At 65.8% G+C, this 25,526-nt stretch carries 25 protein-coding genes and 1 pseudogene; 15 read left to right on the plus strand and 11 right to left on the minus strand.

Annotated elements, in window-relative coordinates; genetic code table 11:
• Positions 1-70: 70 nt before the first annotated feature.
• The 8 genes and pseudogenes from CH339_RS06895 to CH339_RS06925 all read left to right on the plus strand — a co-directional run bounded on the left by CH339_RS06895 (position 71) and on the right by CH339_RS06925 (position 9,778).
• Positions 71-883, plus strand: a complete 813-nt coding sequence (locus CH339_RS06895; RefSeq protein ID WP_111433595.1) for a Crp/Fnr family transcriptional regulator — start codon at positions 71-73, stop codon at positions 881-883.
• Positions 880-2,859: pseudogene (locus tag CH339_RS06900) on the plus strand (heme lyase CcmF/NrfE family subunit); the annotation flags it as partial. The gene CH339_RS06895 and the pseudogene CH339_RS06900, both read left to right, overlap by 4 nt.
• A 54-nt stretch (positions 2,860-2,913) precedes the next feature.
• Entirely contained in the window at positions 2,914-3,369 is a 456-nt protein-coding gene (locus CH339_RS25095) for a cytochrome c-type biogenesis protein (RefSeq protein WP_245408112.1), read from the plus strand.
• Positions 3,366-4,805, plus strand: coding sequence for a c-type cytochrome biogenesis protein CcmI (gene ccmI / locus CH339_RS06905; RefSeq protein WP_111433596.1), 1,440 nt, complete (start codon positions 3,366-3,368; stop codon positions 4,803-4,805). The genes CH339_RS25095 and ccmI overlap by 4 nt, the downstream gene beginning before the upstream one ends.
• Positions 4,806-4,972: 167 nt before the next feature.
• The gene (locus CH339_RS06910) at positions 4,973-5,986 is read left to right on the plus strand and encodes a phage minor head protein (protein WP_201240958.1); all 1,014 of its coding nucleotides are present in this window, start codon (positions 4,973-4,975) and stop codon (positions 5,984-5,986) included.
• Between the two features lie 43 nt (positions 5,987-6,029).
• Positions 6,030-6,479 carry a hypothetical protein gene (locus CH339_RS06915; RefSeq protein ID WP_146610126.1) on the plus strand — a complete coding sequence of 150 codons (450 nt, stop codon included), beginning with the start codon at positions 6,030-6,032 and terminating at the stop codon, positions 6,477-6,479.
• Positions 6,480-6,810: 331 nt separating this feature from the next.
• Positions 6,811-9,207, plus strand: a complete 2,397-nt coding sequence (locus tag CH339_RS06920; RefSeq protein ID WP_184443339.1) for a cytochrome c3 family protein — start codon at positions 6,811-6,813, stop codon at positions 9,205-9,207.
• Positions 9,208-9,355: 148 nt separating this feature from the next.
• The gene (locus tag CH339_RS06925) at positions 9,356-9,778 is read left to right on the plus strand and encodes a Rap1a/Tai family immunity protein (protein WP_146610127.1); all 423 of its coding nucleotides are present in this window, start codon (positions 9,356-9,358) and stop codon (positions 9,776-9,778) included.
• 96 nt (positions 9,779-9,874) lie between these two features.
• On the opposite strand, the gene CH339_RS06930 is transcribed toward CH339_RS06925, so the two are convergent.
• Complete coding sequence (locus CH339_RS06930) at positions 9,875-10,762, minus strand: aldo/keto reductase family oxidoreductase (RefSeq protein WP_111433600.1); 888 nt, start codon at positions 10,760-10,762, stop codon at positions 9,875-9,877.
• A 110-nt stretch (positions 10,763-10,872) separates the two neighbouring features.
• On the opposite strand from CH339_RS06930, the gene CH339_RS06935 reads away from it, so the two are divergent.
• The gene (locus tag CH339_RS06935) at positions 10,873-11,763 is read left to right on the plus strand and encodes a LysR family transcriptional regulator (RefSeq protein ID WP_245408110.1); all 891 of its coding nucleotides are present in this window, start codon (positions 10,873-10,875) and stop codon (positions 11,761-11,763) included.
• 75 nt (positions 11,764-11,838) lie between these two features.
• On the opposite strand, the gene CH339_RS06940 is transcribed toward CH339_RS06935, so the two are convergent.
• Positions 11,839-13,209 carry an MFS transporter gene (locus CH339_RS06940; RefSeq protein WP_111433601.1) on the minus strand — a complete coding sequence of 457 codons (1,371 nt, stop codon included), beginning with the start codon at positions 13,207-13,209 and terminating at the stop codon, positions 11,839-11,841.
• Positions 13,210-13,242: 33 nt separating this feature from the next.
• Positions 13,243-13,923: a RibD family protein gene (locus CH339_RS06945; RefSeq protein WP_111433602.1), complete on the minus strand. Its 681-nt coding sequence runs from the start codon at positions 13,921-13,923 to the stop codon at positions 13,243-13,245.
• Between the two features lie 249 nt (positions 13,924-14,172).
• Here CH339_RS06945 and CH339_RS06950 point away from each other — a divergent pair, with 249 nt between their 5' ends.
• Complete coding sequence (locus CH339_RS06950; protein ID WP_111433603.1) at positions 14,173-14,613, plus strand: cytochrome P460 family protein; 441 nt, start codon at positions 14,173-14,175, stop codon at positions 14,611-14,613.
• A 53-nt stretch (positions 14,614-14,666) separates the two neighbouring features.
• Here CH339_RS06950 and CH339_RS06955 read toward each other — a convergent pair whose 3' ends face one another.
• The 5 genes from CH339_RS06955 to CH339_RS06975 form a co-directional block, all read right to left on the minus strand.
• Positions 14,667-15,062 (minus strand): (R)-mandelonitrile lyase, encoded by a 396-nt coding sequence (locus CH339_RS06955; RefSeq protein ID WP_111433604.1) that lies wholly within the window; start codon positions 15,060-15,062, stop codon positions 14,667-14,669.
• Between the two features lie 124 nt (positions 15,063-15,186).
• On the minus strand, positions 15,187-15,825 hold the full coding sequence (locus CH339_RS06960) for an NADPH-dependent F420 reductase (RefSeq protein WP_111433605.1): 639 nt from the start codon (positions 15,823-15,825) through the stop codon (positions 15,187-15,189).
• 84 nt (positions 15,826-15,909) lie between these two features.
• Positions 15,910-16,671: a carboxymuconolactone decarboxylase family protein gene (locus CH339_RS06965; protein WP_111433606.1), complete on the minus strand. Its 762-nt coding sequence runs from the start codon at positions 16,669-16,671 to the stop codon at positions 15,910-15,912.
• 140 nt (positions 16,672-16,811) lie between these two features.
• Positions 16,812-17,708, minus strand: coding sequence for a LysR family transcriptional regulator (locus CH339_RS06970; protein ID WP_111433658.1), 897 nt, complete (start codon positions 17,706-17,708; stop codon positions 16,812-16,814).
• 142 nt (positions 17,709-17,850) lie between these two features.
• Positions 17,851-18,330: a (R)-mandelonitrile lyase gene (locus tag CH339_RS06975; protein WP_111433659.1), complete on the minus strand. Its 480-nt coding sequence runs from the start codon at positions 18,328-18,330 to the stop codon at positions 17,851-17,853.
• A 380-nt stretch (positions 18,331-18,710) separates the two neighbouring features.
• On the opposite strand from CH339_RS06975, the gene CH339_RS06980 reads away from it, so the two are divergent.
• Genes CH339_RS06980 through CH339_RS06990 form a run of 3 tightly spaced genes read left to right on the plus strand, consistent with a single transcriptional unit; the run spans position 18,711 to position 21,040 of the window.
• Positions 18,711-19,064 carry a cyclophilin-like fold protein gene (locus CH339_RS06980; protein WP_111433660.1) on the plus strand — a complete coding sequence of 118 codons (354 nt, stop codon included), beginning with the start codon at positions 18,711-18,713 and terminating at the stop codon, positions 19,062-19,064.
• Positions 19,065-19,117: 53 nt separating this feature from the next.
• Positions 19,118-20,260 carry a Gfo/Idh/MocA family protein gene (locus tag CH339_RS06985; RefSeq protein ID WP_111433607.1) on the plus strand — a complete coding sequence of 381 codons (1,143 nt, stop codon included), beginning with the start codon at positions 19,118-19,120 and terminating at the stop codon, positions 20,258-20,260.
• Between the two features lie 33 nt (positions 20,261-20,293).
• Positions 20,294-21,040, plus strand: a complete 747-nt coding sequence (locus CH339_RS06990) for an SDR family oxidoreductase (protein ID WP_111433608.1) — start codon at positions 20,294-20,296, stop codon at positions 21,038-21,040.
• Between the two features lie 124 nt (positions 21,041-21,164).
• Here the strand turns inward: CH339_RS06990 and CH339_RS06995 are convergent, their stop codons facing one another.
• Both CH339_RS06995 and CH339_RS07000 read right to left on the minus strand, forming a co-directional pair.
• The gene (locus CH339_RS06995; RefSeq protein WP_111433609.1) at positions 21,165-21,629 is read right to left on the minus strand and encodes a cyclophilin-like fold protein; all 465 of its coding nucleotides are present in this window, start codon (positions 21,627-21,629) and stop codon (positions 21,165-21,167) included.
• A gap of 210 nt (positions 21,630-21,839) precedes the next feature.
• A complete protein-coding gene (locus CH339_RS07000) occupies positions 21,840-22,463 on the minus strand; it encodes a class I SAM-dependent DNA methyltransferase (protein ID WP_111433610.1) in 624 nt (207 codons plus the stop codon).
• A gap of 363 nt (positions 22,464-22,826) precedes the next feature.
• Here CH339_RS07000 and CH339_RS07005 point away from each other — a divergent pair, with 363 nt between their 5' ends.
• Together CH339_RS07005 and CH339_RS07010 are read left to right on the plus strand one after the other, a co-directional pair.
• The gene (locus CH339_RS07005) at positions 22,827-23,486 is read left to right on the plus strand and encodes a ChrR family anti-sigma-E factor (RefSeq protein WP_111433611.1); all 660 of its coding nucleotides are present in this window, start codon (positions 22,827-22,829) and stop codon (positions 23,484-23,486) included.
• A gap of 4 nt (positions 23,487-23,490) precedes the next feature.
• The gene (locus tag CH339_RS07010; RefSeq protein ID WP_111433612.1) at positions 23,491-24,264 is read left to right on the plus strand and encodes an SDR family NAD(P)-dependent oxidoreductase; all 774 of its coding nucleotides are present in this window, start codon (positions 23,491-23,493) and stop codon (positions 24,262-24,264) included.
• A gap of 42 nt (positions 24,265-24,306) precedes the next feature.
• Here CH339_RS07010 and CH339_RS07015 read toward each other — a convergent pair whose 3' ends face one another.
• Positions 24,307-25,497, minus strand: a complete 1,191-nt coding sequence (locus CH339_RS07015) for an SAM-dependent methyltransferase (protein WP_170138430.1) — start codon at positions 25,495-25,497, stop codon at positions 24,307-24,309.
• Positions 25,498-25,526: the final 29 nt, after the last annotated feature.

Consider the following 25,526-nt stretch of genomic DNA (forward strand, 5'->3'; position numbering starts at 1 on the left):
GCCGGCAACGGGTCCGGCCGCAACGCGCATCGCTGCGCCAACCAGAACAAAAATCTTTGGAGTTACCGCCGTGCCGCAGGAAGGGCCAGACCGGCTTGCCCGTTCGGTGACGGCCGGCCACGACTGTCCGGCCTGTCCCCTTGAGGGCTGCAGCTTCCGCGCGGTCGTTGCCGAGGCGGCGGCGCGCCGGACGGTGCGTCCGCAGCACCAGTACGCGATTTCCCGCGGCGAACGCATCATGGAAGACGGCCCGGCCTGCAAGCGCATCTGGGTCGTCGTCAGGGGACTTGTCGCGCTCGCCACCGTCCTGCCCGACGGGCGGCGCCAGATCACCGACCTCAGCGCGCCCGGCGACGTCATCTGCCCGGTCGGCGCCCTCACCGGCACGGAAAGCTGGGTCGAGGCGCTCGGGCCATCGGTGGTTTGCCAGGTTGCCCTCGCCGACCTGATGGCGCTGAACGGCCACGCTCACAGCCTGATGGCCGGGCTGTTCCGCCACACCCACCGCCAGCTCGAACGCCACAACGGAAACATGGTCATGCTCGGCCGCTTCGACGGCATGGAGCGGGTCTGGCAGTTCCTCGTCGAGATCACGCGGCGGCTCGGCCGGGAGGGCACCGGCGGCCACCGTGTCGACCTGCCGATGAGCCGCGAGGACATCGCCGACTATCTCGGCCTCAACTCCGAGACCGTCAGCCGGCTCTTCAGCCGCATCCGCAAGACCCGCCTGGTGACCTTCATCTCGCCGACGGAGTTCATCGTCCACGACCTCGCCGCGCTGGAGCGCCGCCTGCCGACCTCGGCCCAGCCGACCGAGTGGCTGTTCGGGCGCATCCTGTTCGGCTGGCACGCCCCCGACCCGGCAGAGGAAGCCCCCCGATGATCGTCGAATTCGGACATTTCGCCCTGTGCCTGGCGTTCGTCGTCGCGCTCGCCCAGGCAGTCGTGCCGCTCATCGGCGTCGCCCGCGGCCATGCCGGCGCCATGCAGCTTGCCGACAAGGCGGCCGAGATCCAGTTCCTGGCGATCGCCGCCGCCTTCGCCGCGCTCACATGGGCCTACGTCCAGTCGGACTTTTCCGTCGCGACGGTGGCCGCCAACTCGCACTCCACCAAGCCGCTCATCTACAAGATCTCCGGCGTCTGGGCCAACCACGAGGGCTCCATGCTGCTGTGGGTGCTCATGCTCGCGCTCTTCGGCGCGCTGATCGCCCTGTTCGGCGGCAATATCCCGACCTCCATGCGCGCCAGGGTGCTTTCCGTCCAGGCGATGATCGGCGTCGGCTTTCTCGCCTTCATCCTCATCACCTCCAACCCGTTCCTGCGCCTTGCCAACCCGCCGATCGACGGGCGCGGCATGAACCCGCTCTTGCAGGATCCCGGCATCGCCTTCCACCCGCCCTTCCTCTATCTCGGCTATGTCGGCTTTTCGACGGCCTTTTCCTTCGCCGTCGGCGCGCTCCTTGCCGGCCGCATCGACCCGAGCTGGGCGCGCTGGATGCGGCCCTGGATCCTGATCGCCTGGGCCGGCCTGACGCTCGGCATCGCGCTCGGCTCCTGGTGGGCCTATTACGAGCTCGGCTGGGGCGGCTTCTGGTTCTGGGACCCGGTGGAAAACGCCTCCTTCATGCCCTGGCTCCTGGGCACCGCGCTGCTCCATTCCGCCATCGTCGCCGAAAAGCGCGACGCCCTGCAGAAATGGACCATCCTGCTCGCCATCCTGACCTTTTCGCTGAGCCTCATCGGCACCTTCCTGGTCCGCTCCGGCGTGCTCTCCTCCGTGCATGCCTTCGCTGAGGATCCCGAACGCGGCGTCTTTATCCTGGCGCTGCTCGCGCTCGCCATCGGCGGCTCGCTCGGCCTCTTTGCCTACCGGGCATCGGAGATCCGGGGCGGCGGGCTCTTTCAGCCAATTTCGCGCGAGGGCGGCCTCCTCCTCAACAACCTGTTGCTGGCGGCGGCCTGTGGCGCCGTCTTCATCGGCACGCTCTATCCGCTGTTCCTGGAGATGGCGACCGGCGCCAAGATCTCCGTCGGCGCACCCTTCTTCAACCTGACCTTCGTGCCGATGTTCGTTCCTGTCGCCTTCGTCGCCGGCATCGGCCCGTTCCTGACCTGGAAGCGCGCCGACCTTCGCCCGCTCGCCCAGCGCCTCGGTGCACTCCTCTGCCTCGTCGTCATCGGCGCCATCGTCGTCGCCCTCCTCGACGGGTTCAGAAAACCCTTTGGCGTTGCCGCGCTCGCCGTCGGCGTCTGGCTACTGCTGGCGACCCTTTTCGACCTGTTCTCCCGCGCCGGCTTCATGAAGGTCGGTGTCCTCACCGGCCTCAGGCGGCTGATCGGCCTGCCGCGCACCGCCTGGGGCCTTTTCTTCGGCCATGCCGGCCTGGCGATCGCCATATGCGGCATCGCCCTGGTCTCGACCTGGTCCGAGGAAGCGATCCAGGTCCAGCGACCGAACGAGACGGTCAGCGTCGGCGGCTACGATTTCACGCTGCTCGGCGTCAAGAACGCAAGCGGCCCGAACTACCGCTCCGAGATCGCCACCATCGAGGTCGCGCGCCATGGCGAGATCGGCGGCGTGCTGAGGCCGGAACGCCGCTGGTACCCGGTCGAGGCCAAGTCGACGACGGAAGCGGCCATCGACACGCGCTGGCACGGCGACCTTTACGCCGTCATCGGCGAGCCCGACGGCAAGGGCGGCTTCGTCACCCGCTACTACTACAACGCCGGCGTCGCCTGGATGTGGTTCGGCGCCGTCCTCATGGCCTTCGGTGGTCTCATCTCCCTGACAGACCGGCGCCTCAGGGTCGGTGCGCCCTCCCGGCCTGGCACGGGCCAGGGAGCGCGCCCGAAACTGGGGCGCCGCAAGGCCCGCGCGGCTGCCGCCGCCACCGCCCTTGCCGCCCTGGCCATCGGCCTTGCCGTCCTTGCCGCGCCGCCCGCAAACGCCGCCGGGCTCCAGGCCGACGAGTTCCTCGCCGACCCGAAGCTGGAAGAAAAGGCCCGCGAGATCGGAACGGAGCTGCGCTGCCTCGTCTGCCAGAACCAGTCGATCTTCGATTCCAACGCCACCCTGGCGCACGATCTGCGCATGCTGGTGCGCGAACGGGTGAAGGCCGGCGACGACGCGGACAGCGTCAAGCAGTATGTGGTCGCCCGCTATGGCGACTACGTGCTGCTGCGGCCGCCGGTGAAGCCGCTGACCTATGTGCTTTGGCTCGCCCCGGTGCTGTTCCTCGTGCTTGCCCTGTTCCTCGGCCACCGCGTGCTCAGCGCCCAGAAGCGGCGCGCCGGCGCATCCGGGTCGGGGCTTTCTGACGTCGAACGCGCGCGGGCCCAAAAAATCCTGAAGGGAGATGCCGCATGACGCTCTGGATCGCCATCGGCCTTTGCCTCGCCCTTGCCGTCCTCTGGCTCTGCCGGCCGTTCCTGCGCCGCTCCGCCGGCGTTGTCGGCGAGGCGGACTTTTCCATCTCCGTCTATCGCGACCAGCTCGACGAGGTCGACCGGGACGAGGCGGAGGGCCGCATCGCCCCCGCCGAGGCCGAGGCCGCCCGCGCCGAGATCGAGGCGCGCACGCTCAAAGCTGCCAAACGGCTCGACCCCGTCGCCCATGTGGCGCGGCGGGCGCCGGTGGCCGGAACCCTCGTCATGCTCCTCGTCGCCGGCGGCTCCCTCGGGCTTTATCTCCTCCTCGGCGTGCCGCAACTGGCGGACCAGCCGCTTGCCGAGCGCAAGGCCGAGGTGCTGCAGCGCCGCGCGGCCGGCGGCGACATGAAGGCCCAGGTCGCGCTCCTCATCGAGCGGACCAAGGCCGACCCCAAGGATTTCGAGACCTGGTGGACCCTCGGCCGCGCCTACCTCGCCCTCGACAACCCGACGGAGGCGACCGGCGCCTTGAAGCACGCCGTGGAGCTTTCCGACGACGATCCGGGGGTGCTGACCGCCTATGCGGAGGCCGTGACGCTCGCCAACGGCAACAAGGTCAGTTCAATCGCCGAGATCAGCTTCCACAAGGTCCGCGAAAAGCGCCCGAAGGACCCCCGCGCCCGCTACTACCTTGCCCTCGCCAAGGCACAGCGGCAGGATTTCGACGGCGCGCTACGCGACTGGATGGCGCTGAAGGCGGAGTCTGCGCCCGGCGCGCCCTGGCTGCCGCTGGTCCGCCGCGATATCGCCAACATGGCGCGGTTTTTAAAGCGCGACCTCAAAACCCTGATGCCCGACGCCACCGAGGCCGAACTTGCCCGCGCCGGCTCCCTGTCCAAGCCCGACGAGGGCGGCGAGGACGCCTCCACGCGCATCAAAGAGCTTGAGAAAAAACTCGCGGCCGAGCCGAAGGACTTCCGCGGCTGGATCGAGCTGGCGACGCTGCGCGCGGAAACCGGCGCCAACGACAAGGCGCTCGACGCCCTCAACGCCGCCCGAACCCGCTACGCCGCCGCGCCCTTCATCCTCAGCCAGCTCGACGCCACCGCCCGCAGCCTCGGCCTCGACCACCTGGAAAGCGCCGAACCGGCCGTCAAAGGCCCGACCGCCACCGACATCGCCGCGGCATCCGAAATGACCGACGAGACCCGCGCGGCCATGATCGACGGCATGGTCGAGGGCCTGGAAGCCAAACTCGGCGAAACCCCCGACAACCCCGACGGCTGGATCATGCTCATCCGCTCCTACTCGGTCCTGAAGGAGCCTGGACGGGCCGCCACGGCGCTTGAAAAGGCGCGGGGGCATTTCGAGGGGAACAAGACGGTGCTGGCGGCGCTGGAGGAGACGGCGCGGGAGTTGGGGATCGGGGAGTAGGGAGGGGTGTCACGCCCGGTGCTTTTCAACCGAGTCATACTGAAGGCAAATGGATCGATAGCTCGAACTTATCCTCGTTCCGTTAAGTCGCGGTAGAATAACACCCGACGATGACAACGTATGGTCCTCATCATTGGGAGGATCATCTGAAATTCGGAAAGGGTTCCATGGATAGGGGCGCCATCGCTTATCGTAAAGCTTTCGAAGCATATATGCGCAAAGGAACGCCCTTCGCGTTGACTCTCAAAGAGACACACCCCACGACCCATTACGTCTGGCGTACACGCGGGGATCGAAAAGTCAGACCAAGTCATGCGAAAAATAACGGCAAAATATTTGCCTGGGACGATCCTCCCTCGACCGGCCATCCTGGGGAAGAATATGGGTGTCGCTGTTGGGCTGAACCGTACGACCAAGATGTCGCCGAATATTTCAACATTGCATTGACGAACGTGTTCGATATTGGGCCGCCATGGGGCAGTTGGGATTTTATCAAGCACTATTTTCAAGGCCAGGGAGCGAGCGTAACCGTTCGGCAGACGGGGCATTTGGTCAAAGTTGTTGCCGAGCACAAACGAATTGTGATCGATGATCCAACGAGGTTGTCTGGGCAAATCGCCGATGCCGCTCGGAAAAACATTGGGGAGAGTTTTAAAGCAGAATTTGGAAGATCTTACGCAATGCAAAGCATCGTATTCTCCCTTGGAGATACGAATATCTCAGGCGATTATAGTTGCATATGTGACGAAATAAATGGAATGCTTGAAATCAGCGGAAGTATTAACTTTAGAATTCGTGACGAATTTCGAGACCCTCTTGACATCGGAACGGTTTTGCCAGAGCGAATTGCAAAGATTGACGAGAAAATTTCCGAAATGGTCAAGGATATAGCAGACGCGACCTACGATGCGGCTGTATATGCTATCGAGATTGCCAACGATGTTGCTTCAAACGTCGAGAAAGAGATTGGCAAGCTTGATCGCTTCCTTCGCGATTATATTTCTGACAAGGTGAAACGCGAAATCTTACGCCGCCGAAAGAACGCTATTGACGTTCTGGAAGTTAAGGATCTGCGCGAAATTCCGGGTGGCACGCCATATTCAATCGTCGACGATTGGAGTGCTACCGTTTCGGCAAGGGTCAGTCATGACAAAGGCAAGAGCCGCTTCACGGCGTCATAGGTCCCTGCCGCTTCGCATCCTGAGGCTTTTGATCAAAACGGCCTTGGTCCTCGTTATCCTCGCCGGCCTCTACATCCTTGTCGTTCTCGTCGCCAGGCGCCACGCCTGCACGGAGCTCCCGGGTGGTGCTCGCATCGGCTTTGCCTCGGTGCTGGATTTTTCCGACGGCGAGGAATGGCCGCCGGCGATGAGGCTGCAGGACGGCTCCGGGCGGGTTCTGTATGTCGGCAACGGCGACGTCCGGTTCCACCGGGTTCCATCCAATCCGGGCAAGGTCGTACTCACATTCGGCGAGAACGGCGAACAGCGCCTGGCCATGGAGGGTGAGGAACTGATGACGGCCCTCTATCCCGAGCGTTGGGCCGCGGTCAAAAAGGAACGTCCAGAACGGACGTCGATCATGTTGACGGACCTTTTCACGATCCACCATCAACTGATCTACAACGGCACTTTCGGCAAGAAATGGTGCAGGACGCCTTGGTTCCCGCAATAGGGATCGGCCCGACCAGCCGTCATTGCGAACGAGCGGAGCGAGTGCGGCAATCCAGGGGCCGCGCGCTCCGAGCGAGTGGCTCTGGATCGCCGCGTCGGCCTGGCGGCCTCCTCGCGATGACGCCGGGTCAGGTCTGAACCGTCAGAATGCATCGTGCCGCCGCGTCCGCAAGCCAACAGTCCCTCCCATTCACATATTGAGAATCGTCAATTCCTGACCCACGTCAGGGTCGTTTGCGCGAACCCTCTCTAGCCTTTCCTTCCGTGGAATCGGCTCTTTGCACGCCTCCGCTCATATGCAGGCGCGCGAACTCCGGCATGGAGGGAAAGACGTGATACGCAAACTTGCGCTTCTTTGTGTCTTGACGGCGATGATGGCGGGGCCCGCCCTTGCCGCCGACGAGGCACCGGCTGAAAAGCCGAAATTCGAGACGGTGTCGGCCGAGCTCGCCAAGGACAAGGGCTGCCAGTCCTGCCATGAGGGCATCGAGCGGTTCTCCGAGGGTGACATGATGGAGACCATCGAGGCGACCGGCGTCGACTATGGCGATCCGGGCGGCTGCGTCGTCTGCCATGGCGGCGATCCGGCGGCGACGACCAAGAAGGCGGCCCATACAGGCGCCCCCGCGGAACTCACCGAAGCCGGCGGCCCGCACATGTTCTATCCCGATCCGGGCGCGCTCTGGGGCGCCTCGGAGCGCGCCTGCGGCCAGTGCCACGGCGACTATTCGGAGCGCCTCTCCAAGGCCCTGATGAACACCGAGGCCGGCAAGCTGCAGGGCAATTTGTGGTCCTGGTCGGTGCAGAAGGACCACAAGGTGGTCTGGGCCAACTACAACCTGAAGGACGAGGATGGCAAGACTCCGGTGGTCGGCACCGACGTCTACAAGGAGTACATGACCAAGTTCGCCACGGACCATCCGGACCAGATGCCGAGCGAGGTCGAGCAGGTGCCGGACGTCGACGTCGACGCCATCTCCAAGCATCCGGAAATGGCCGGCATCACCTATTCGCGCCAGCAGTGCCAGCGCTGCCATGTCGGCGTCACCGGCCGCGAGAAGCGCGGCGATTTCCGCGGCTCCGGCTGCTCGTCCTGCCACGTGCCCTATTCCAATGACGGATTCTACGAGGGCAAGGACCCGACGATCGCCAAGGACCAGCCGGGCAAGCTGCTGATCCACAAGATGCAGGCGACCCGCAAGACCAAGGTCAAGCACGCCAATGTGGAATATTCCGGCATCCCGTCGGAAAGCTGCAACTCGTGCCACAACCGGGGCAAGCGCATCGGCGTCAGCTACCAGGGCATCATGGAGTTCCCCTACGGCTCTCCCTATGACGCCAAGGGCGGCAAGCAGCCGAAGCTGCACACCAAGAACTACCTGTTCATCAAGGACGACCTGCACCACCAGATCGAGAGCCGGCCGGGCAACCCGAAGGGCGGGCTGCTGTGCCAGGACTGCCATACGTCCATCGACATGCATGGCGACGGCAATTTGCCGGGCACGACCCTCGCCCAGGTCGAGATCGAGTGCGAGGACTGCCACGGCACGGTGTCGAAATATCCCTGGGAGCTGCCCGTCGGCTACGGCGAGGAGCATAACAAGGATGTCGGCGACAAGGGCCGCGGCCTCACCGAAGACCTGCCGGACTTCATGTACAACGCCACAGTCTACGAGCCCGAGGACGGTTATCTGTTGACTGCCCGCGGCAACCCGTTCGGCAACGTCGTCAAGAGCGGCAAGAAGGTGATCCTGCATTCCGCATCCGGCCTCGACTTCGAGATCCCGGTGCTGAAGCAGATCGCCACCGACAACACCTGGAAGAACCTGAAAGCCCAGGTCGCCATGATGAATGTCGGCAAGCACATGGAATCGATGGAATGCTATGCCTGCCATGCGGACTGGGCCCCCCAGTGCTATGGCTGCCATATCACCGTCGACTATTCGGAAGGAAAGACCGACGTCGACTGGATCCACAACGCCAATTCGCGTGAGGAGAACGGCCTGACCGAGGACAACAAGCTCGGCACCAACGGCCTGAAGTCGGCCGGCAAGGTGTCCGAGACCCGCTCCTACCTGCGTTGGGAAGAGCCGATCCTCGGCATCAATGGCGAAGGTCGCGTCAGCCCGCTGATGCCCGGCTGCCAGGTCATCACCACGGTGATCGACAAGGACGGCAACACGGTGGCCGAGAACGAGATCTGGATGACGCCGGATGCCGGCGGCACCAAGGGTCTCGACCACGCCGCCGTGCAGCCACACACCGCCGGACGCAAGGCCCGCGACTGCGAAAGCTGCCACAACAACCCGAAGACGCTCGGGTACGGCATCCAGGACGGCCGCTACCTGAAGGGTTACGACAAGGGCTTCACCGTCGATCTGGAAACGGCGCTCGGCGAGATCATCCCGGAAAAGACCCAGATGCAGTCGCAGCCGATACCGAAGCTCGACCACGACCTGTCGCAGATCGTGACGCGCGACGGCAAGCAACTGGTGACGATCGGCTCGCACTGGCCGCTGACCGGCCCGCTGCCCCAGGAGATGCGCAACAAGATGGAGCGCACCGGCCTGTGCATGGGCTGTCACCAGAACATGACCAATGAGGAGATGTGGTCGAAGGTCAACTCGCCGACCTTCGTCAACAACGACCAGCATCAGGCGGTCATGAACGCGGCGCTGCAGGCCTATGCCGAGAAGAAGGCCGCCGAGAAGGAGGCCGGCACCAAATAGGCCGGCCACGACGCACCGCAGCCGGGGCATCCTCTTCCCCCAGATCCTCTCATGGGAGGATGCCCCGGCCCCGTCATTCCGGTGCCCCGCGCGCGACCGCCTGAAACGGCATCCCCGGGGCGACAACCGAGGAAGGGAGGACATCCCGATGGTCCCCATTCGAACCTTGATCCTGGCCGCCGCCGCCGGTCTGTGTCTGGCCGGTGCGGCCGCCGCCCAGGACAACGGCAAGGAAGACGACGGCAAGGCCGGCCTGCCCTATTCGGCCGGCGGATTGCTCGCGCCCTGCATGGAAGCAGACAACGACGCCCGCTGGGGCAGCTACGCCGAAACCGAGTGCGAGCAGTACATCTCCGGCTTCGTCGATGCCCTTGAGCTCGCCGGCATGACCGGTCCGGGCCACGACATCTGCCTGCCGGAACTGAACCTGCCGGACGAGATCCGCTGGGCCTTCATGCGCTACGTCAACGAGGACTACGACCGCCGCCATCTGCCGGCCGGCGCCGTCCTGCTCGATACGCTGAAGGCAAAGTTCTCCTGCACGGCGAAAGACAGCGGCGAGGCTCAATAGCCGCGTCGCAAAGGGCCGGAACCGGCCCCGCCGTTCGCTGGCAAACCCCGATCGCGGGTCGCCCCCTGGGGCGGCCCGCTCTTTTTTCGGGCTCCGTCATTGCATCCCGGCGATGCCGTTCAGCCGCTTCATGTGCGCGTCGCTCAATGTCAGCGCGGCGGCGCCGATGTTTTCGCTCAGATGCGCGCGCCGCGAGGTGCCGGGAATAAGCAGGATGTTGGGGCTGCGCCGCAGCAACCAGGCGAGCGCCACGTTCTGCGGCGTCTCAGCCATCTCGCGGGCGACGTCGTTGAGCTCGTCGGTCTGCAAGGGCGAAAAGCCGCCGAGCGGGAAGAACGGGACATAGGCGATGCCGTCCCGCGCCAGGGCATCGATCAGGTCATCGTCGGAACGGTGCACGAGATTGTACTGGTTCTGGACGCAGACGATGTCGCAGATACCCCGGCCCTCGCGGATCTGCGTTTCGGTCACGTTACTGAGCCCGATGTGACGGACGAGGCCTTTTTCCTGCAGGCCCGCAAGAGCCGTCAGCGGTTCGGCGATCGAGCCCTCCGCCGGTCCGTGCGTGTCGAACATGATCCTCAGATTGACCACGTCGAGGATATCGAGCCCGAGATTGCGCAGGTTGTCCTCCACCGCGCGTTCAAGCTCCGACGGCGCGAAGGCCGGCAGCCAGGATCCGTCGTCGCCGCGCCGCGCCCCGATCTTGGTGACGATGACGAGGTCGTCCGGATAGGGATGAAGCGCCTCGCGGATCAGCCGGTTGGTGACGTGGGGTCCGTAGAAATCGCTGGTGTCGATATGGTCGATGCCGAGTTCGACAGCCTCGCGCAGAACGGCGCGCGCCTCGTCGGGATCCCTCGGTTCGCCGAAGACCTGCGGGCCGGCGAGTTGCATGGCGCCATAGCCCATGCGGTTGACGGTGATGTCGGTGCCGGCAAGGGTAAAGCGTCCAGCGGCCGCTGCGGGGGAATGATCGGTCATGGGGGCTCCTTCTCTGGTCCCCCCTTAGATGTTTGATCGATCCGACATTGATAACCGGCACTTTGCCGAATAATTTGTTCGCCATGCCGAACAATAGTCCCTTTCCCCCGATGGACGACCTCGCCGTCTTCCTCGCCGTGCGCCGGGCGGGCGGCTTTCGCGTTGCGGCGCGGTGGTTGCACGTGTCGCCGTCAACGGTGAGTGAGACGGTGTCGCGGCTCGAGGCACGTCTCGGCGTGCCGCTCTTCACGCGAACCACCCGAAGCGTGCAACTCACCGACGCCGGACGTGCCCTGGCCGAGCGGATCGAACCGGTGATGTCGGAAGCCCGTGCGGCGCTGGACGCGGCCGCGAGCTCGACGGGCGAGGTGCGTGGCCGCCTCAAGCTGAACGTGCCCGGCGCGGTGATGGTCGACATCCTGCCGCCGCTGCTCGACGGCTTTCTCGTCCGCCATCCCGAGGTCCAGGTCGAGGTCATGGTCGACGACCGCCTCGTCGACATCACCGCGGTCGGCTGCGACGCCGGCATTCGCTACGACGAGCACCTGGCCCAGGACATGATCGCCGTGCCGATCGGCCCGCGGACCCAGTGGGCTGCGCTGGCCGCGGCGCCCGGTTATCTGGAACGGCGCGGCACGCCCCGGCACCCGCGCGACCTGATGGACCACGACTGCATCCGCACCCGCTTTGCCAGCGGCGCGCTTGCCGAATGGGAGTTCGAACGCGACGGCGAGGTGGTTTTCGTCGATCCTCCGGCACGGATCGTCATGGCCGCGGGTGGCGCAGCGGCGATGATCGACCTGGCAATCGCCGGGCACGGCCTGATCCATATCTTCCGCAACTGGCTGGAGCCGCACATGGAAAGCGGCGCGCTCGTTCCCGTCCTCGCCGACTGGTGGCAGGGCTTTGACGGCCCGAAGCTCTATTTCTCCAGCCGCTTCATGCCGACGGCGCTGCGCGCGTTCATCGACTTCATCGCAGAAAAACGCGGCCAGGCGTGACGGCCGACGCGAAAAAGTCGGGCGCCGCTCCCAGGCGTGCTTGCCGGGAAGGGACGCCGCGTTTCCCCCACCGGTTCAGGACGCTCTGGCGTCGGCCTCGGCGCCGGAGAGCCGAACCATCGCCACGGCGCCGAGAACGCCCAGGGCCGAGGTGACGACGACCGCTTCGTGCCAGCCGGTGAAGAGGCCCTTACCGTCAGTCCCGGCGATCAGGATGGAAATCAGCGCAATGCCGATGGCCGATCCGAGATAGCGCGCCGTGTTGTTGGCGGCCGAGCCCATGGCGGCGCGTTCGGCCGGCACGGTCTCGACGGCGGCATGGCCGAGCGAGGCGTTGAGGATGCCGTTCGAGACGCCGGCAACGAAGAGGCCCGGCAGCACGACCGCCCAGCCCGATCCGCGCTCGGCAAGGATGAGCAGGAGCTGGCCCGCCGCACAGCCGAGAATGCTGACGACGGTGAGGCTGCGGGCCGACAGCGTGTCGGGCAGATAGCGCGCGCCGAGCGCGGAAAAGATCGTCACGGCCGACCAGGCCAGGAGTACGAAGGCGGCAACGAGCGGCTCGACCGCGTAGCCGCGCTCCAGAAGCGTCGGCACCATCGACATCAGCGCCAGCACCCCGGCGCCGGAGGCAAAGGCGGCGACGGTCGCGCCGGTGAAGTCGCTGCGCCGGAACAGGTCGAGGCGCAGGATCGGATTGGCGACGCGGCGCTCGACCCTGAGGAAGAGCGCAATGAGCACGGCGCCGCCGACAACCAGGCAGATGACCGGAACGGTGAGGCCGAACCGCACCTCGATCAGCGCCGCCAGCAAGGCGGAAAGGCCGGTCATCAAGAGGACGCTACCGGCGATATCGACGCGCTCGTCCGCCCTCGGGCTTTCCGGCAGCATGGAGACCGCCCGGATGGCAAGCGCCGCGCAGATTGCGGCAATCACCCAGTGGAGGGTCTGCCAGCCGGCAATGCCCATCATCACGGAGGCAAGGATCGGACCTATGGCAACGCCCGCGCCGATCGCGGCGGCCCAGACGCCGGCTGCATGCCGCCGTGCCTCGCCGCTATAGACCTGGCCTAGGAGGCCGAGCCCGCAGGCCATCACGCCGGCCGTGCCGAGGCCCTGCGCGATCCGCGCGCCGATGAGGATCGCCGCTTCCGGCGCAAGGGCCGCGACCACCGAGGCGACGGCCGTCAGCCAGATGCCGCCGACGAAGGTGCGCCTGCGGCCGAGCGTGTCGCCGAGGGCGCCGGCAGTGAGCAATCCCGCCGCGGCGCCGAGCGGCGTACCGCTCATCACCCAGGCCTGCAGTCCGGACGACATGTCGAAGGTCGCCGTCATCGCCTCCAGTGTCGTCAGCGGGGCGGTAAAGACGACGAGCGCCAGCAGCGTGGCGAGCGCCACGATCACCAGCGGTCCGTTCGAGGGGCGGTCGTTGCCGGAAGAATGCATCTATCGGTCCTTGTTGGGAAAGCGCCGCACCAATCAGGCGCGCTTGACGCGGTGGCGCAGCCAGACGGTGCCGTCGTCGAGGTCTTCGGCCGAAATGAAATCGAGATGCAGCGCCTTGGCGTCGGCCTTGGTATCGTAGATCGCCGGGACGTCGCTCTTGCCGTCGATCACCGGCAGGATGAGCGTGCTGGTCTCGTCGATGAGGTCCGCCGCAAGGAAGGCGCCGTTGAGCTGTCCGCCGCCTTCCAGGAGCAGGCGCCTGGCGCCGAAGGCTTCCGCGATCCGCGGCAGCACGCCGGCGATGTCCTCGCCGTCGGGTCCGGCGAAAAACACCGAGACACCGCGCGCGGCAAGATCGTCTGCGTGTTCGGCGGAGACCCGTTCGGACAGCACCAGGACGAGATGGTCGCCGTCGACCTCGCCGCTTTCGGGACGCAGGCGTCCCCGCCGGTCGAAGCAGATGCCGATGGCACGGCCCTTGGCGTTGGCGACGATGTCCGCGCGCGGCTGCGCCTCGGGCATCGTCGAGCACGGTCCGGTGGCGATGTAGTGTTCCATGGTCTTGCGGCCGACGATCCAACCGTCGGCGCCGAAACGCTCCGCAACGCCGTCGTAGAGGCTCGCGAGGCTCTCCTGGCAAACCGGCCAGCGGTCCGGCAGCAGCCGTCCGTCCAGCGACGTGACCATGTGGCAGATGATTTCCGGTCTCGGCATGTGGATGCTCGTTGGTTCGATGGGTCGCTCGCGCCGCCGGCAGGGGCGCCGCGATAGGCGTGACATAGAGCGGCGGCGCGGAGAGCGGAATGGGCCCGTGGTCGCTGGCACTGATGAGGCCATCTCATGAATGGGCCGGACCGGTTCGGGTTATTGATGAGCAACGCTCATCTCCGGCTTCGCCAATGACCCGATAATCCTTGCGCGCATCAGCGGGTAGTCTTGGGCCTCGATCCTGAGGAGACAGCCATGACTTTCAGAAAAGCCCTCATCGTCCTTGCCGGCATCGTCTTTGCCATGCCGGTTCTTGCCCAGATGCACAATGACGAGGTCGCGCTCCCGGACGGCTACCGCGACGGCGTCCACTACACGACGTTCCGGCGCGGCGGCATCACCGAGGAGATCTACACCTCTGCGGAGGCCGTTGCCGCGGCGCGGGCGGGAAGGCCGTTTGCCGAGGGGACGGTGATCACCATGGACGATTTCCGGGGCGGCAAGCTGACCCGCATCCTGGTCATGGAAAAACGGGCCGAATGGGCCGACCGGTCGGCGTCCGGAAGCTGGATGTACCGGGAATTCGCGCCCGACGGGACGCCGAATGCGGCCGAGGACGGCAAGCGCTGCGAATCCTGTCACGCATCGGAAGCGGCGAACGATTACGTCTTCACCCGCGACCGGATGATGGACTGAGCGCCGGGCGGCGGCCCGCCCGGCGTCTCATGGTCGGGGTCTGCCCTTGGGGGTCAGCCGTTGTAGTCCTCGTCGCTGACCTTCTCCATCCAGGTGACGGGGCTGCCGTCGATGCTTTCCTGGATGGCGATGTGGCTCATCGCGGTCTCCGGGGCCGCGCCGTGCCAGTGCTTTTCGCCGGCCGGGAACCAGACCACGTCGCCCTGGCGGATTTCCTCCACCGGGCCGCCGAGGCGCTGGACGCGGCCGCGCCCGAAGGTAACGATCAGCGTCTGTCCTGCCGGATGGGTGTGCCAGGCCGTCCGGGCGCCGGGCTCGAAGGTCACCAGCGCGCAGCTCGTGCGCCCCGGCTCCTCGGCGGCAAACAGCGGATCGATCCGCGCCGTTCCGGAGAAATAGTCGTCCGGGCCTGGGTTGGAAGGATTGCTTCCTGATCTGACAATTTTCATTTTCTCTCCTTTCCTGTGTGGCTAAAGCGCTTTCCCAAAAAGTTGATAGACTTTTTGGATAAGAAATCGTGTGAAAACAACGGCCTAAAGCATGGTGCGTGTTTCAGGAAAAACCCACCATGCTTTAGGCACGTAGCTTGTCAAAACGATAGGTCAGGGCCGGACCTCCCGGCTGACCATAGGCAAGTTCCGCCGTCACCATGGCGAATGGTTCGACGAACCGCGCGGTATGCAGGCCGCCGGCTTCCAGCGGCTCGAACCCGATGTCGAGAATGAGCTCGCCCGCAATCTTCTTGGCGCCCGCGTCGTTGCCGTAAATCAGCAGGTGCGGGCGCGGCTCTTCCGCCTTGCGGGCAAAGACGCCGGCAAAGCTCTCCGACGGGCTGGTGTTGAATGAGGCGACCCAGCGCGCCTTCGGCCGCATGCGGGCAAGCTCCTCGGCGCCGGACGTCGTCATGCCGACGACGATGTCGGTGTTGCTCTCGTCGAGCGGGACGCAGCAGTTGAGCACGACCGCTCCCGCAAGATCGCCGGCCTGTTCCAGAACGTCGTCGATGCGCGACCAGTGGACGGCGAGAAGCAGCGCATCGGCGTCGGTGACGGCCTCCGCGACGCTGCCGTGGGCGCCGCCGCAGTCGCGTGCCAGCCGCTCCAGCTTTGCCGGGCTGCGCGAATAGGAAAAGGTCACGTCGTGACCGCAGGTGGCCCAGAGCCGGCCGAGCTTGGCGCCCATCAGGCCCGATCCGAGGATGCCGATCTTCATCTGTCTTCCCTGTATCGATGTCCGTGAGGGTATCTGTGTCAATGCCAGCCGGCGGGAATGGGTCTTCCCGCCGGCAATCCCGCTTCACTTGGCGCGCGAGGCAAAGACTTCCTTGGCGACCGGAAGGGCGGAAAAGACCTTCGGCCAGCCGGCATAGAAAGCCAGGTGCGAGAGCATGGCGCCGGCCTCTTCCTGGCTGAGGCCGTTGTCCATCGCCCGGTTCAGGTGGAAGGTCATCTGCTCGGGCTGGCCGGCGGCGATCAGCGCGGCGACGGTGACGAGGCTGCGGTCGCGCGGCGCCAGCGCCGGGCGCAGCCAGAGGTCGAGGAACAGGAGTTCCTGGGTGTTGTCGACGATGCCCTGGCTAACCTCGCCATAGGTGCTGGAGACGAATTCCTGGCGCTTGGACTCCGCCTCCTCGTCGAGCGGCAACAGATCCGGCTCGACCTTGGGCAGGTCTTCCGCTTTGACGCCGCGCTCCTCAAAGACGGGTGCGACGGCCGTGGCGGCGGCGGTGGCGTTGCCCCAGCCGGTGTAGAAGGCAAGGTGGGTGATGGTCTCGGAAATCTCGGCCGGCGTGACGCCGGCATCGAGCGCCAGCGCGGCGTGGGTGCCGAGCGCCTCGGTCTCGTGCCGGGTCATCAGCGCCGCGAAGGTGACGAGGGCGCGGTCGCGCGCGGACAGGTTTTCTTTCTGCCAGACGGTGCCGAAGAGGGCCTTCTCGGAATAGGCCTCAAGCGCCGGGGCGACGCGGCCGACTTCGCCGGGCAGGGTACGGGTCAACTCCTCGGCAAAGGCGCCCGAACTCATCAACATGAGAACGGAGGCGGCGAGTTGCGTTTTCATCGGGGTCTCCTTGGTGCGGAACGGTGACCCGATTTATCTGGGGTGTGGAGGAGCCGAGCTTAATGCGCCGATCTCCCAAAGCACTCATGAGGCTGGCTCATGAAAGCCCGGGGGCGGTCGCAAAAACCGGTGAAGAGCCGTCAGCCGCGCTCCCGGAGGGCGCCGAGCACCACCTCGAAGGCCGAGGACGGCCGCAACCGGCTCGGATAGTAGAGATGGAAGCCGGGGAAATAGGGCGAATATGTCTCCAGGCAGATCCGAAGGTTGCCCGCCGCAAGGTCCGCCGCCGCGAGGCGTTCCGGCACCAGGGCGAGCCCGTGACCGTCGAGCGCGGCGCGCAGCACCGGATTGATGGTGTTGAAGCAGGTCTGGCCCTTGACCTTGACGCGGATCTCCTGGCCGTTCTCGTCCTCGAACTCCCAGGCATAGAGGGCGCCGTGGGTCGACAGGCGCAGATTGATGCAGGCGTGGTCGTCGAGATCCTGCGGCGTCTGGGGCATGCCCTTGTCGGCGAAATAGTCCGGGGCGCCGACGCAGATCATGCGCTCCTCCGGCCCGATGCGCACGGAGATCATGCCGTCGCTGACCTGCTCGCCATAGCGCACCCCCGCATCGCATTGCGAGGTGGCAAGATCGGTGAAGCCGTAGTCCATGACGAGTTCGACATTGACGGCGGGATAGTCCTTCAGCACCGGCGACAGCTTCGGCCAGAGCAGGGTCTCGATGGCATATTCGGTCGCGGCGATCCGCACCGTCCCGGCGGGCTCGGCGCGGCGGTCGTTCAGTGCCTGAAGCCGCGCCTCGATCTTCTCGAAACACGGATTGATCGTCGCCAGCAGGTCTTCGCCTTCGAGCGTCGGGGCGACCGACCGGGTCGTGCGCGTCAGGAGCCTCAGGCCGATGCGCTCCTCCAGCGCCTTGATGGTGTGGCTGAGCGCCGACTGCGACACGTTCAGGCGCGCCGCGGCACGGGTGAAGCTGCGCTCCTCGGCGACCGTGGCCAGCGCGATCAGGTCGTTGATGTTCTCTTTGAGCATGAGGGAAGCCTTGATCTGGGCGTCGATGATCATATTCGGCTCCCCTCAAGATATATGCGCAAGAGTCATGGGTCCACCTCATTATGCGGCCGAGAGGCGGGCCGGAGGGACCCGCCCAACGCTCCTCCGGCCGGCACCGGGGCTACTCGGCGTATTCGGCGTCGGTGACGAGATCGCCCCAGATGACGTTCTTGCCGTCTTTGAACTGCTGGACCGCGATATGGGAGACGGCGGTCTTGTCGGTAGCGCCGTGCCAGTGCTCCACACCGGGCGGACACCAGACGACGTCGCCGGCCTGCATGACCTGCCGTTGCTGGCCGCGTTCCTGGACCCAGCCGGTGCCGGAGGTGACGACCAGCATCTGGCCGGCCGGATGGGTATGCCAGGCGGAGCGGGCCCCCGGCAGGAAGGTCACCTTGCCGGCATTGACGACGAACGGCTCTGTGTTCGGAAAGACCGCCTCGATATAGGCGGTGCCGGAAAATTTGTCGGACGGGCCGATGAAGCCTTCCCGGTCGCCCGCTCGGGTGACTTCCATGGACTGGGCCATGGCCGGCGGGGCGGTGAGGGCGGCGGGGGCGATCAGGCTGAGCCCGATGGCTGCTGCAAAGATACGGGTCATGACGATGTGTCTCCTGAGGTCGTTGATCGGCCTGGAGGCCTCCGGCAGCGGGTCGTTCCGTGCCATTTGGTCTAGCTGGGGTTGCCGCCGCGGGATTTAATGCCGCCCGGCCGGGAAGCGCTCATGAAGACGATTCATCAGTCGAAGAATTCCGGTCGCCGGCGATTAATGAGCATGACTCATGAGCGAAAGGCATGCGCGGGGGCTAATCCCCTGCGCAATCGGCCTTACATTTGCTGACACAAGCGGACCGCAAAGGAATTTCAGAGATGTCCCAGCAGCGGAGAAGCCCGATCCGGATGGCCCTTGCGGCTGTCCTTCTTCTTCCCGGCCTTGCGTTTGCTGAGGCCGCAGATTCGGAAACAGCGATGGAGACCGGCATGACGAAGATCACCGTCACCGTTGGCGATGACACGCTCACCGCGACCCTCGACGACACGCCCGCGGGGCGCGACTTTGCAAAGCTCCTGCCCCTCGACCTCACCCTGAGAGATTTCCACGGCAACGAGAAGATCGCGGACCTGCCGCGGGATCTCGATACCACCGGTGCGCCGCCGCGCTATGCCGCCAAGACCGGCGACATCACGCTCTACGCGCCCTGGGGCAACATCGCGATCTTCTACAAACCCTTCCAGGCATCGAGCGGTCTTGTCCGCCTCGGCAGCTTCGACGGGCCGATCGACGTGCTGGTCAGGGATGAGCCTTTCCCGGTCCGCATCGAACTGGCCGACTGACCGATTGGTGCGCCGGCGTGCCGGTGCAAACGAGAAAAACAAGGAGCACATACGTGACACAGGGGAAAATCAGGGTCGGGATCATCGGCCTCAAGCCCGGCTCGAGCTGGGCCGGCGTCGCCCATGTCCCGTCGCTGCAGGCGCTGGCCGACGACTTCGTCATTGCCGGCGTTGCCAACAGCAATCTCGACAGCAGCGAGGCCGCCGCAGCGGCGCTCGGCATCCCGCATGCGTTCGCCAATGCACACGATCTTATCGCCTCGCCGGAAATCGACGCCGTCACCGTGACGATCACGGTGCCGCAGCATCTCGCCGTGGTAAAGGCCGCGCTTGAGGCCGGCAAGCACGTCTATTGCGAGGCGCCGCTCGGCAACGGGCTCAAAGAGGCCGAGGAAATGGCCGCGCTCGCCCGCGACAAGGGCGTCGTTGCCGTCGTCGGCCTGCAGGCTCGCGTCGCGCCGGAGGTGTTCCATCTGCGCAAGCTCCTGGATGACGGTTATGTCGGCCGCGTGCTCTCCTCCAGCCTTTCCGGCTGGGGCGGCAACTGGGGCCAGACGACGAGCAACGTCGCCCGCCTCGGCTACCTGCTCGACAATGCCAACGGCGCCACCATGCTGACCATCCCGCTCGGCCATACGCTCGCCGCGCTGCGCGACGTGCTCGGCGACGTCACTGAGGTCTCGGCGCTGCTGGATACCCGCGTGCCTGAGGTCCGCTCCGAGGATGACGGCAGCATGCTGACCATGACCGCGCCGGACCAGATCCTTCTCATCGCGCGGCTGGAGAGCGGTGCGCCGCTCTCCGTCCACTACCAGGGCGGCATGCCGAACGGCACGGAAGGCTTCGTCTGGGACATCCACGGCACGGAGGGCGACATCCGCGTCACGGCGTCCTTCGGCCACGGCCAGATGGCAAAGCTTTCGCTCGCCGGCGCAAAGACCGGGGCGGGTACCCTGTCGCCGATCGAGGTGCCGGTAGCCTGTGCCGAGGGCCTGACCCCGGACCCGGTTCCCGGCAACGTCGCCCGCAACTACGCCCGGATGGCCCGGGACATCAAGACCGGCAGCCGCAGCGCCTCGACCTTCGACGACGGCGTCGGCGTCCAGCGGCTGATCGATGCCATCGAAGAATCCTCCCGGTCGGGCGCGCGCGTCACGCTCGCGCCGTCGAACCGGGCCCTGCCGCTGCCCGAATGAGGGCGGCGGACATCAGAAACACAGGAGACACCCATGACAGACAACATCACCGGAAAAGTCATCGTCATCACCGGCGCGTCCAGCGGCATGGGCGAGGCCACCGCCCGTGACCTCGCCGCCAAGGGCGCCAAGGTCGCGCTCGGCGCCCGCCGCGCCGATCGGCTCGAGGCGCTGGTGAAAGACATCAAGGACGCCGGCGGCGAGGCCGTTGCCGTCGCCACCGACGTCACCAAGCTGGACGAGGTCCAGAAGCTCGTCGACACCGCCAAGGAAGCCTTCGGCCGCGTCGACGTCATCTTCAACAATGCCGGCCTGATGCCGTTGTCGCCTCTGGAAAGCCTGAAGATCGACGAGTGGAACCAGATGATCGACGTCAACATGAAGGGAACGCTCTACGGCATCGCCGCCGTGCTGCCGATCTTCAAGGAGCAGAAGTCCGGCCAGGTCATCAACGTCTCGTCGGTCTACGGGCACAAGACGGTGGCGACCGGCGCCGTCTACTGCGCGACCAAGCACGCGGTGCGCTCGCTGTCCGAGGGCCTGCGCCAGGAGGTGAAGCCCTATAATGTGCGCGTGACGGTGATCTCGCCGGGCGCGGTCGACACCGAGCTGACCCAGCACATCTCCGAGCCGGAACTCGGCGACAATGTGCGCGACCTCGTCAAGAAGATCGCGGTGCCGGCGACCACCATGGCCGACATGGTCGCCTTCGCCATCTCCCAGCCGGAGAATGTCGACGTCAGCGAAATCCTGTTCCGCCCGACCGTCCAGCCCGAATAAGAGGCGGACCGGTCTTTGGTCGCCTCCTCCCACGGCCAAAAGACCCGAAGACCGCAGCCTCGCAGCCGCCGGAGCCATCGTGCTTCGGCGGCTGTTTGCGTTCGCGCGAGGAAATTGTGCCGGGTCAGCGGACGACGTCGATCGTCACCGATCCTTCGAGCTTTTTGAGCTCTTCCGCCGACGCATCGTACTTGCCGATATGCGGCGTCTGTTTGGAGAAGGCGGTGCCGGAGGCGTTGTAGTAGAAGCCGAGATTGCCCCAGGGCACGAAATAGATGAGATCGCCGTCTTCCGGGTCGGAGCCCGGAGTGTCCTCGAGCTTCAGCTTGCGCGGCAGATAGCCGATCTTTTCGCGTCCGGCATATTCCTTGAAGTCGATGGTGAGCGGCAGCATCGACAGGAAATCGCGCACCGCCGGCGTGTCGGCCCCGATCGTCACGTCGACAGAGGTCTTTTCGGAGCTGAACTGCACGACGGTGCCGACGACCTCGCTGCTGTCTTGGCTTTGCGCCGACAAGACAGATGCGCCGGCAAAGGTGAGGCCGGCGACCAGCACCACAGCGGCGAGTTTGCGGAAGATGTCAGCCATGTCGTGCTCCCTGTCACTACGTCTTGAAAGGTTCGCCGGTGCGGCGCGTCTATCTGCCGGCCGGACCCGATGTTTCGCGACGAGGGTAACGGATAGGGCGCGCAGAGATTAGTCTCCGTCCATGCATGAGGTCATGAACGCGCTTCATGAATGTTCGCTCAAGCGCCGGCCACGCTGATCGGGCAGGCAGGAAGCCGTCCCGCCGCTCGCTCAGGCGGCTTCCATGACGCAGAGCTTGCAGGAGTAGTTCTCCTTGTCGTGGTAGGGCGCCGTGGTGATGGCGCAGGCGCGGATATGTTCCGCCGCCTTCATGGCCTCGATCTGACTTGCGTAGGCGTCCTTGTCCCAGACGTTCTCGTGCACCGTGACGACGACCGGCGCGCCGGGCTTGGCAACGCGGGCCAGTTCGGCGAGCGCATCCGGGCGCACGTGCCCGCTGGTGAAGACGCCGACGCTGATGACGCCGTCGAAGCTGTTGTCCGCGATCTCCAGCGGCCGCGTCAGGTCGGCCTCGCGAAGCGTGCTGTAGACGTCCTTTTTCGCGGCGGCGTCCAGCATGTCGGCGCTGAGGTCGATGCCGTGAAGGTCGGCATCGGTGCGCTTGGCCAGCTCCTGCCCGACGAGGCCGGTGCCGCAGCCGGCATCGAGCACACGGTCGCTGTCGCAAAGGGATTTCGCCAGCACGTCCGCGGCAATCGCCGGCGCCACATAGCCCATCCCTTCCAGCGTGTCCCGATCGTAGGCGTCGGCCCAGTCGGCATAGAGGCGGCGGATCTCTTCCGGGTCGCCGGAGAGCTCATAGGCGCGCTTCAAGAGCGGATTGTTCGGCTCCATGACAGATTTCCCTCTAGTTGTCTGATTGCGACGAAACCTAGTCAGAAATCGACAAGTATGCAAATCGACCGGCCGCCGCGCCGCCGCGATGGCGGCTTTTTTTGGGAACTTGAAACGTCTCTGGGACCGCCGCGGAGCCAGTGGTCTGCGGAACCCGGTGGAAAACTGATCCGATGGCGCCGTTCGCGCGTAATCAGGAGACAGTAACAGACCCGAAGGCCCCTTTGGATCGCATCTCCGGTTTTCCTCCCGCCGGAGCGGGCGAACCGACGCGGGGGCACCCCCGCCAATGACCGGCCGGCTGCGGCGGCGGCCGGTCGGCGGGGGAACCGGGTCGACGAACAAGCGTTGAGACGTAGCGTAATGACGACTCATCATCTGGAATCCGAAACGATCCTGAGGCTCGCCGGCGGCAGTCTCGACCCGGTGCTGGCCCTGGTGGCGCGTACCCACATCGCCTGTTGCCCGGAGTGCGGTGGCGCGCTCGCCGCCCTCGAAGACGCCGGCGGCGTGTTCCTCGACGACATCGCGCCGGAGCCCGTGTCCGCCACATTGCGCGAGCGCGCACTGGCGGCCCTGGACACGGCCCCGGAAACGCCCGCCACGCCGGCGCAGCGGCCGATCGCGCTGCAGCCGGGAACGGTGCCCGCACCGCTCGATGCGATGATCGGGGACGACCTTTCGGCCGTGCGCTGGAGATCGATCGCGCCGGGCGTGGCCAAGCACGACCTGCCGACGCCGAAGGGCAGCCGTGGGCGGTTGTTCCTTCTGAAGATCGCCCCCGGCAAGCGGGTGCCGGAGCACGGCCACGGCGGCACCGAACTGACGATGGTGCTGTCGGGCTCCTACAGCGACCACCTAGGCTGCTTTGGCCCGGGCGACGTCGCCGACCTCGATGCCGATCTGGAGCATCGGCCCCATGTCGATCCCGGTGCGCCCTGCATCAGCGTCGTCGCCTCCGAAACCCCGGTCCGCTTCAAGGGCCTGATCGGCCGCCTGCTGCAGCCCGTTCTCGGCATCTGACGCGATGGCCGACACCAAAAAAACCTGGAAATCCGTCTGGATCACCGGCGCCAGCTCCGGCATCGGCCTGGAACTGGCACGGCTGATGGCGGACAAGGCTGACCATGTGGCGATCTCGGCCCGCTCCGCCGATCAACTGGAAGCGGCCGCGGCGGACCACGCGGCGCTTGCCGCCTTCCCGCTCGACGTCACCGACGCCGATGCCGTGAAAGACTGCGTCGATCGCATTGCCGTACAGGCGGGCCCGATCGATCTTGCCGTGCTCGGCGCCGGCACCTGGAAGCTGATGGATGCGGAGGAATTCGACCTTGCCGGCATCCGCACCGGCGTCGAGGTCAACTATATGGGCGTTGCCAACGCGGTCGCCGCGCTGCTGCCGGGCATGCTTTCCCGCGGCAGCGGGCATATCGCCATCGTCGCCTCCGTCGCCGGCTATCGCGGCCTGCCGAAGGCGGTCGCCTACGGGCCCACCAAGGCGGCGCTGATCAACCTTGCCGAGACGCTCAAGGCGGAGCTTGCCCCGCACGGCATCAAGGTCTCCGTCGTCAATCCGGGCTTCGTGGACACGCCGATGACGAAGGACAATCCGTTCCCGATGCCGGGCATGATCCCGGCAAAGGAGGCTGCACGCGCGCTGCTCGACGGCCTTGAAAAGGGCCGCTACGAGATCGTCTTTCCGACCGGCTTCGTCATGGGCATGAAGCTCCTGAGGCTGCTGCCGAACGCACTCTACTTCTGGGTCGTGCGCAACTTCATCCTGAAGAACGCCAACAAATAGCCGGGGGCCGAGCGCCGCCCGGCCTTCCCAACCATACGATCCTCATGCCTTCCGCATCCGGTAGAGGCCGACGTCGATCGTCCCCTCCAAAAAACCCGCCTCGCAATAGCAGAGATAGTAGTGCCACTTGCGGCGGAACGCTTCGTCGAAGCCGAGCCGGGCGATCTGGGGCCAGGCGGCCTCGAAGCGGTCGCGCCAGTCGCGGAGCGTTCTGGCATAGGACGCGCCGAAGCGCTCGATCCGGTCGAGGGTGAGGCCCGCGCGCCGCGCCTGGCCGGCGATGATCGTCGCCGTCGGCAGCATGCCGCCTGGAAAGATGTAGCGCTGGATGAAGTCCGGCTTGCGGCGATAGCGCTCGTAGCGCGCTTCGGCGATGGTGATCGCCTGGACGACCGCCGTGCCGCCCGGCCGCAAGCGGTCGTGCAGGGTGCGGAAATAGCGCGGCCAGTTCTCCTCGCCGACCGCCTCGATCATTTCGATGGAGGCGATCCGGTCATAGGTGCCGCCGGTGTCGCGATAATCCTCCAGTCGGAACTCGCAAGAACTGCCGAGCCCGGCCGCATGAGCCGCCGCTTCGGCATGCTGGAGCTGCTCGCGCGACAGGGTCAGCCCGGTAATCTGCGCGCCATGACGGCCTGCGGCGCGCCGGGCGAACGCGCCCCAGCCGCAGCCGATTTCCAGGATCTCCTCGCCGCCGGCAAGCTCCAGAAGGTCGATCACCCGGTCCAGCTTGGCCTCCTGCGCTGCCTGGAGCGAGACCTTCCCCCGCTCCGGATAGATACCGCTGGAATAGTTCATGTCCGCATCGAGCCAGAGCCGGTAGAAATCGTTGCCGAGATCGTAGTGCTCGGAAATGTTGCGCTGGCTGCCGCGCCTGGTATTGCGGCGCATGCGGTGGGCCAGCTTGTCGGCGATGCGGCGCTTGAAGAGCCCGCGCCCGGCCTCCTCAAAGCCCTCCATGTTGTGGACGAAGAAGCGGAAGAGCGCGGTAAGGTCGGCGCTGTCGATGTCGCCGTCGATATAAGCCTCCGCAAAGCCGAGCGTGCCGCGCCTCAGCGCCTTGCCGATCACCCGGTAGCTGTTGATGCGAAGATGCGCGTCCGCGCCGATGCCGGGCGTGCCGAACAGGGCCTTGTGGCCGTTCGGAAGCTCCACCAGCACCGAGCCCTTCGGGTTCCAGCGCAGCATGCGCCGCGCGCTGCTCGTGACGAGGGGCGTCAGAGCCCGGGTCAAAATGTCGGTTCGGGTCGGCGGTCCCGCCG

The organism is Rhodobium orientis (assembly GCF_003258835.1).
Taxonomy (GTDB): Bacteria; Pseudomonadota; Alphaproteobacteria; order Rhizobiales; family Rhodobiaceae; genus Rhodobium; species Rhodobium orientis.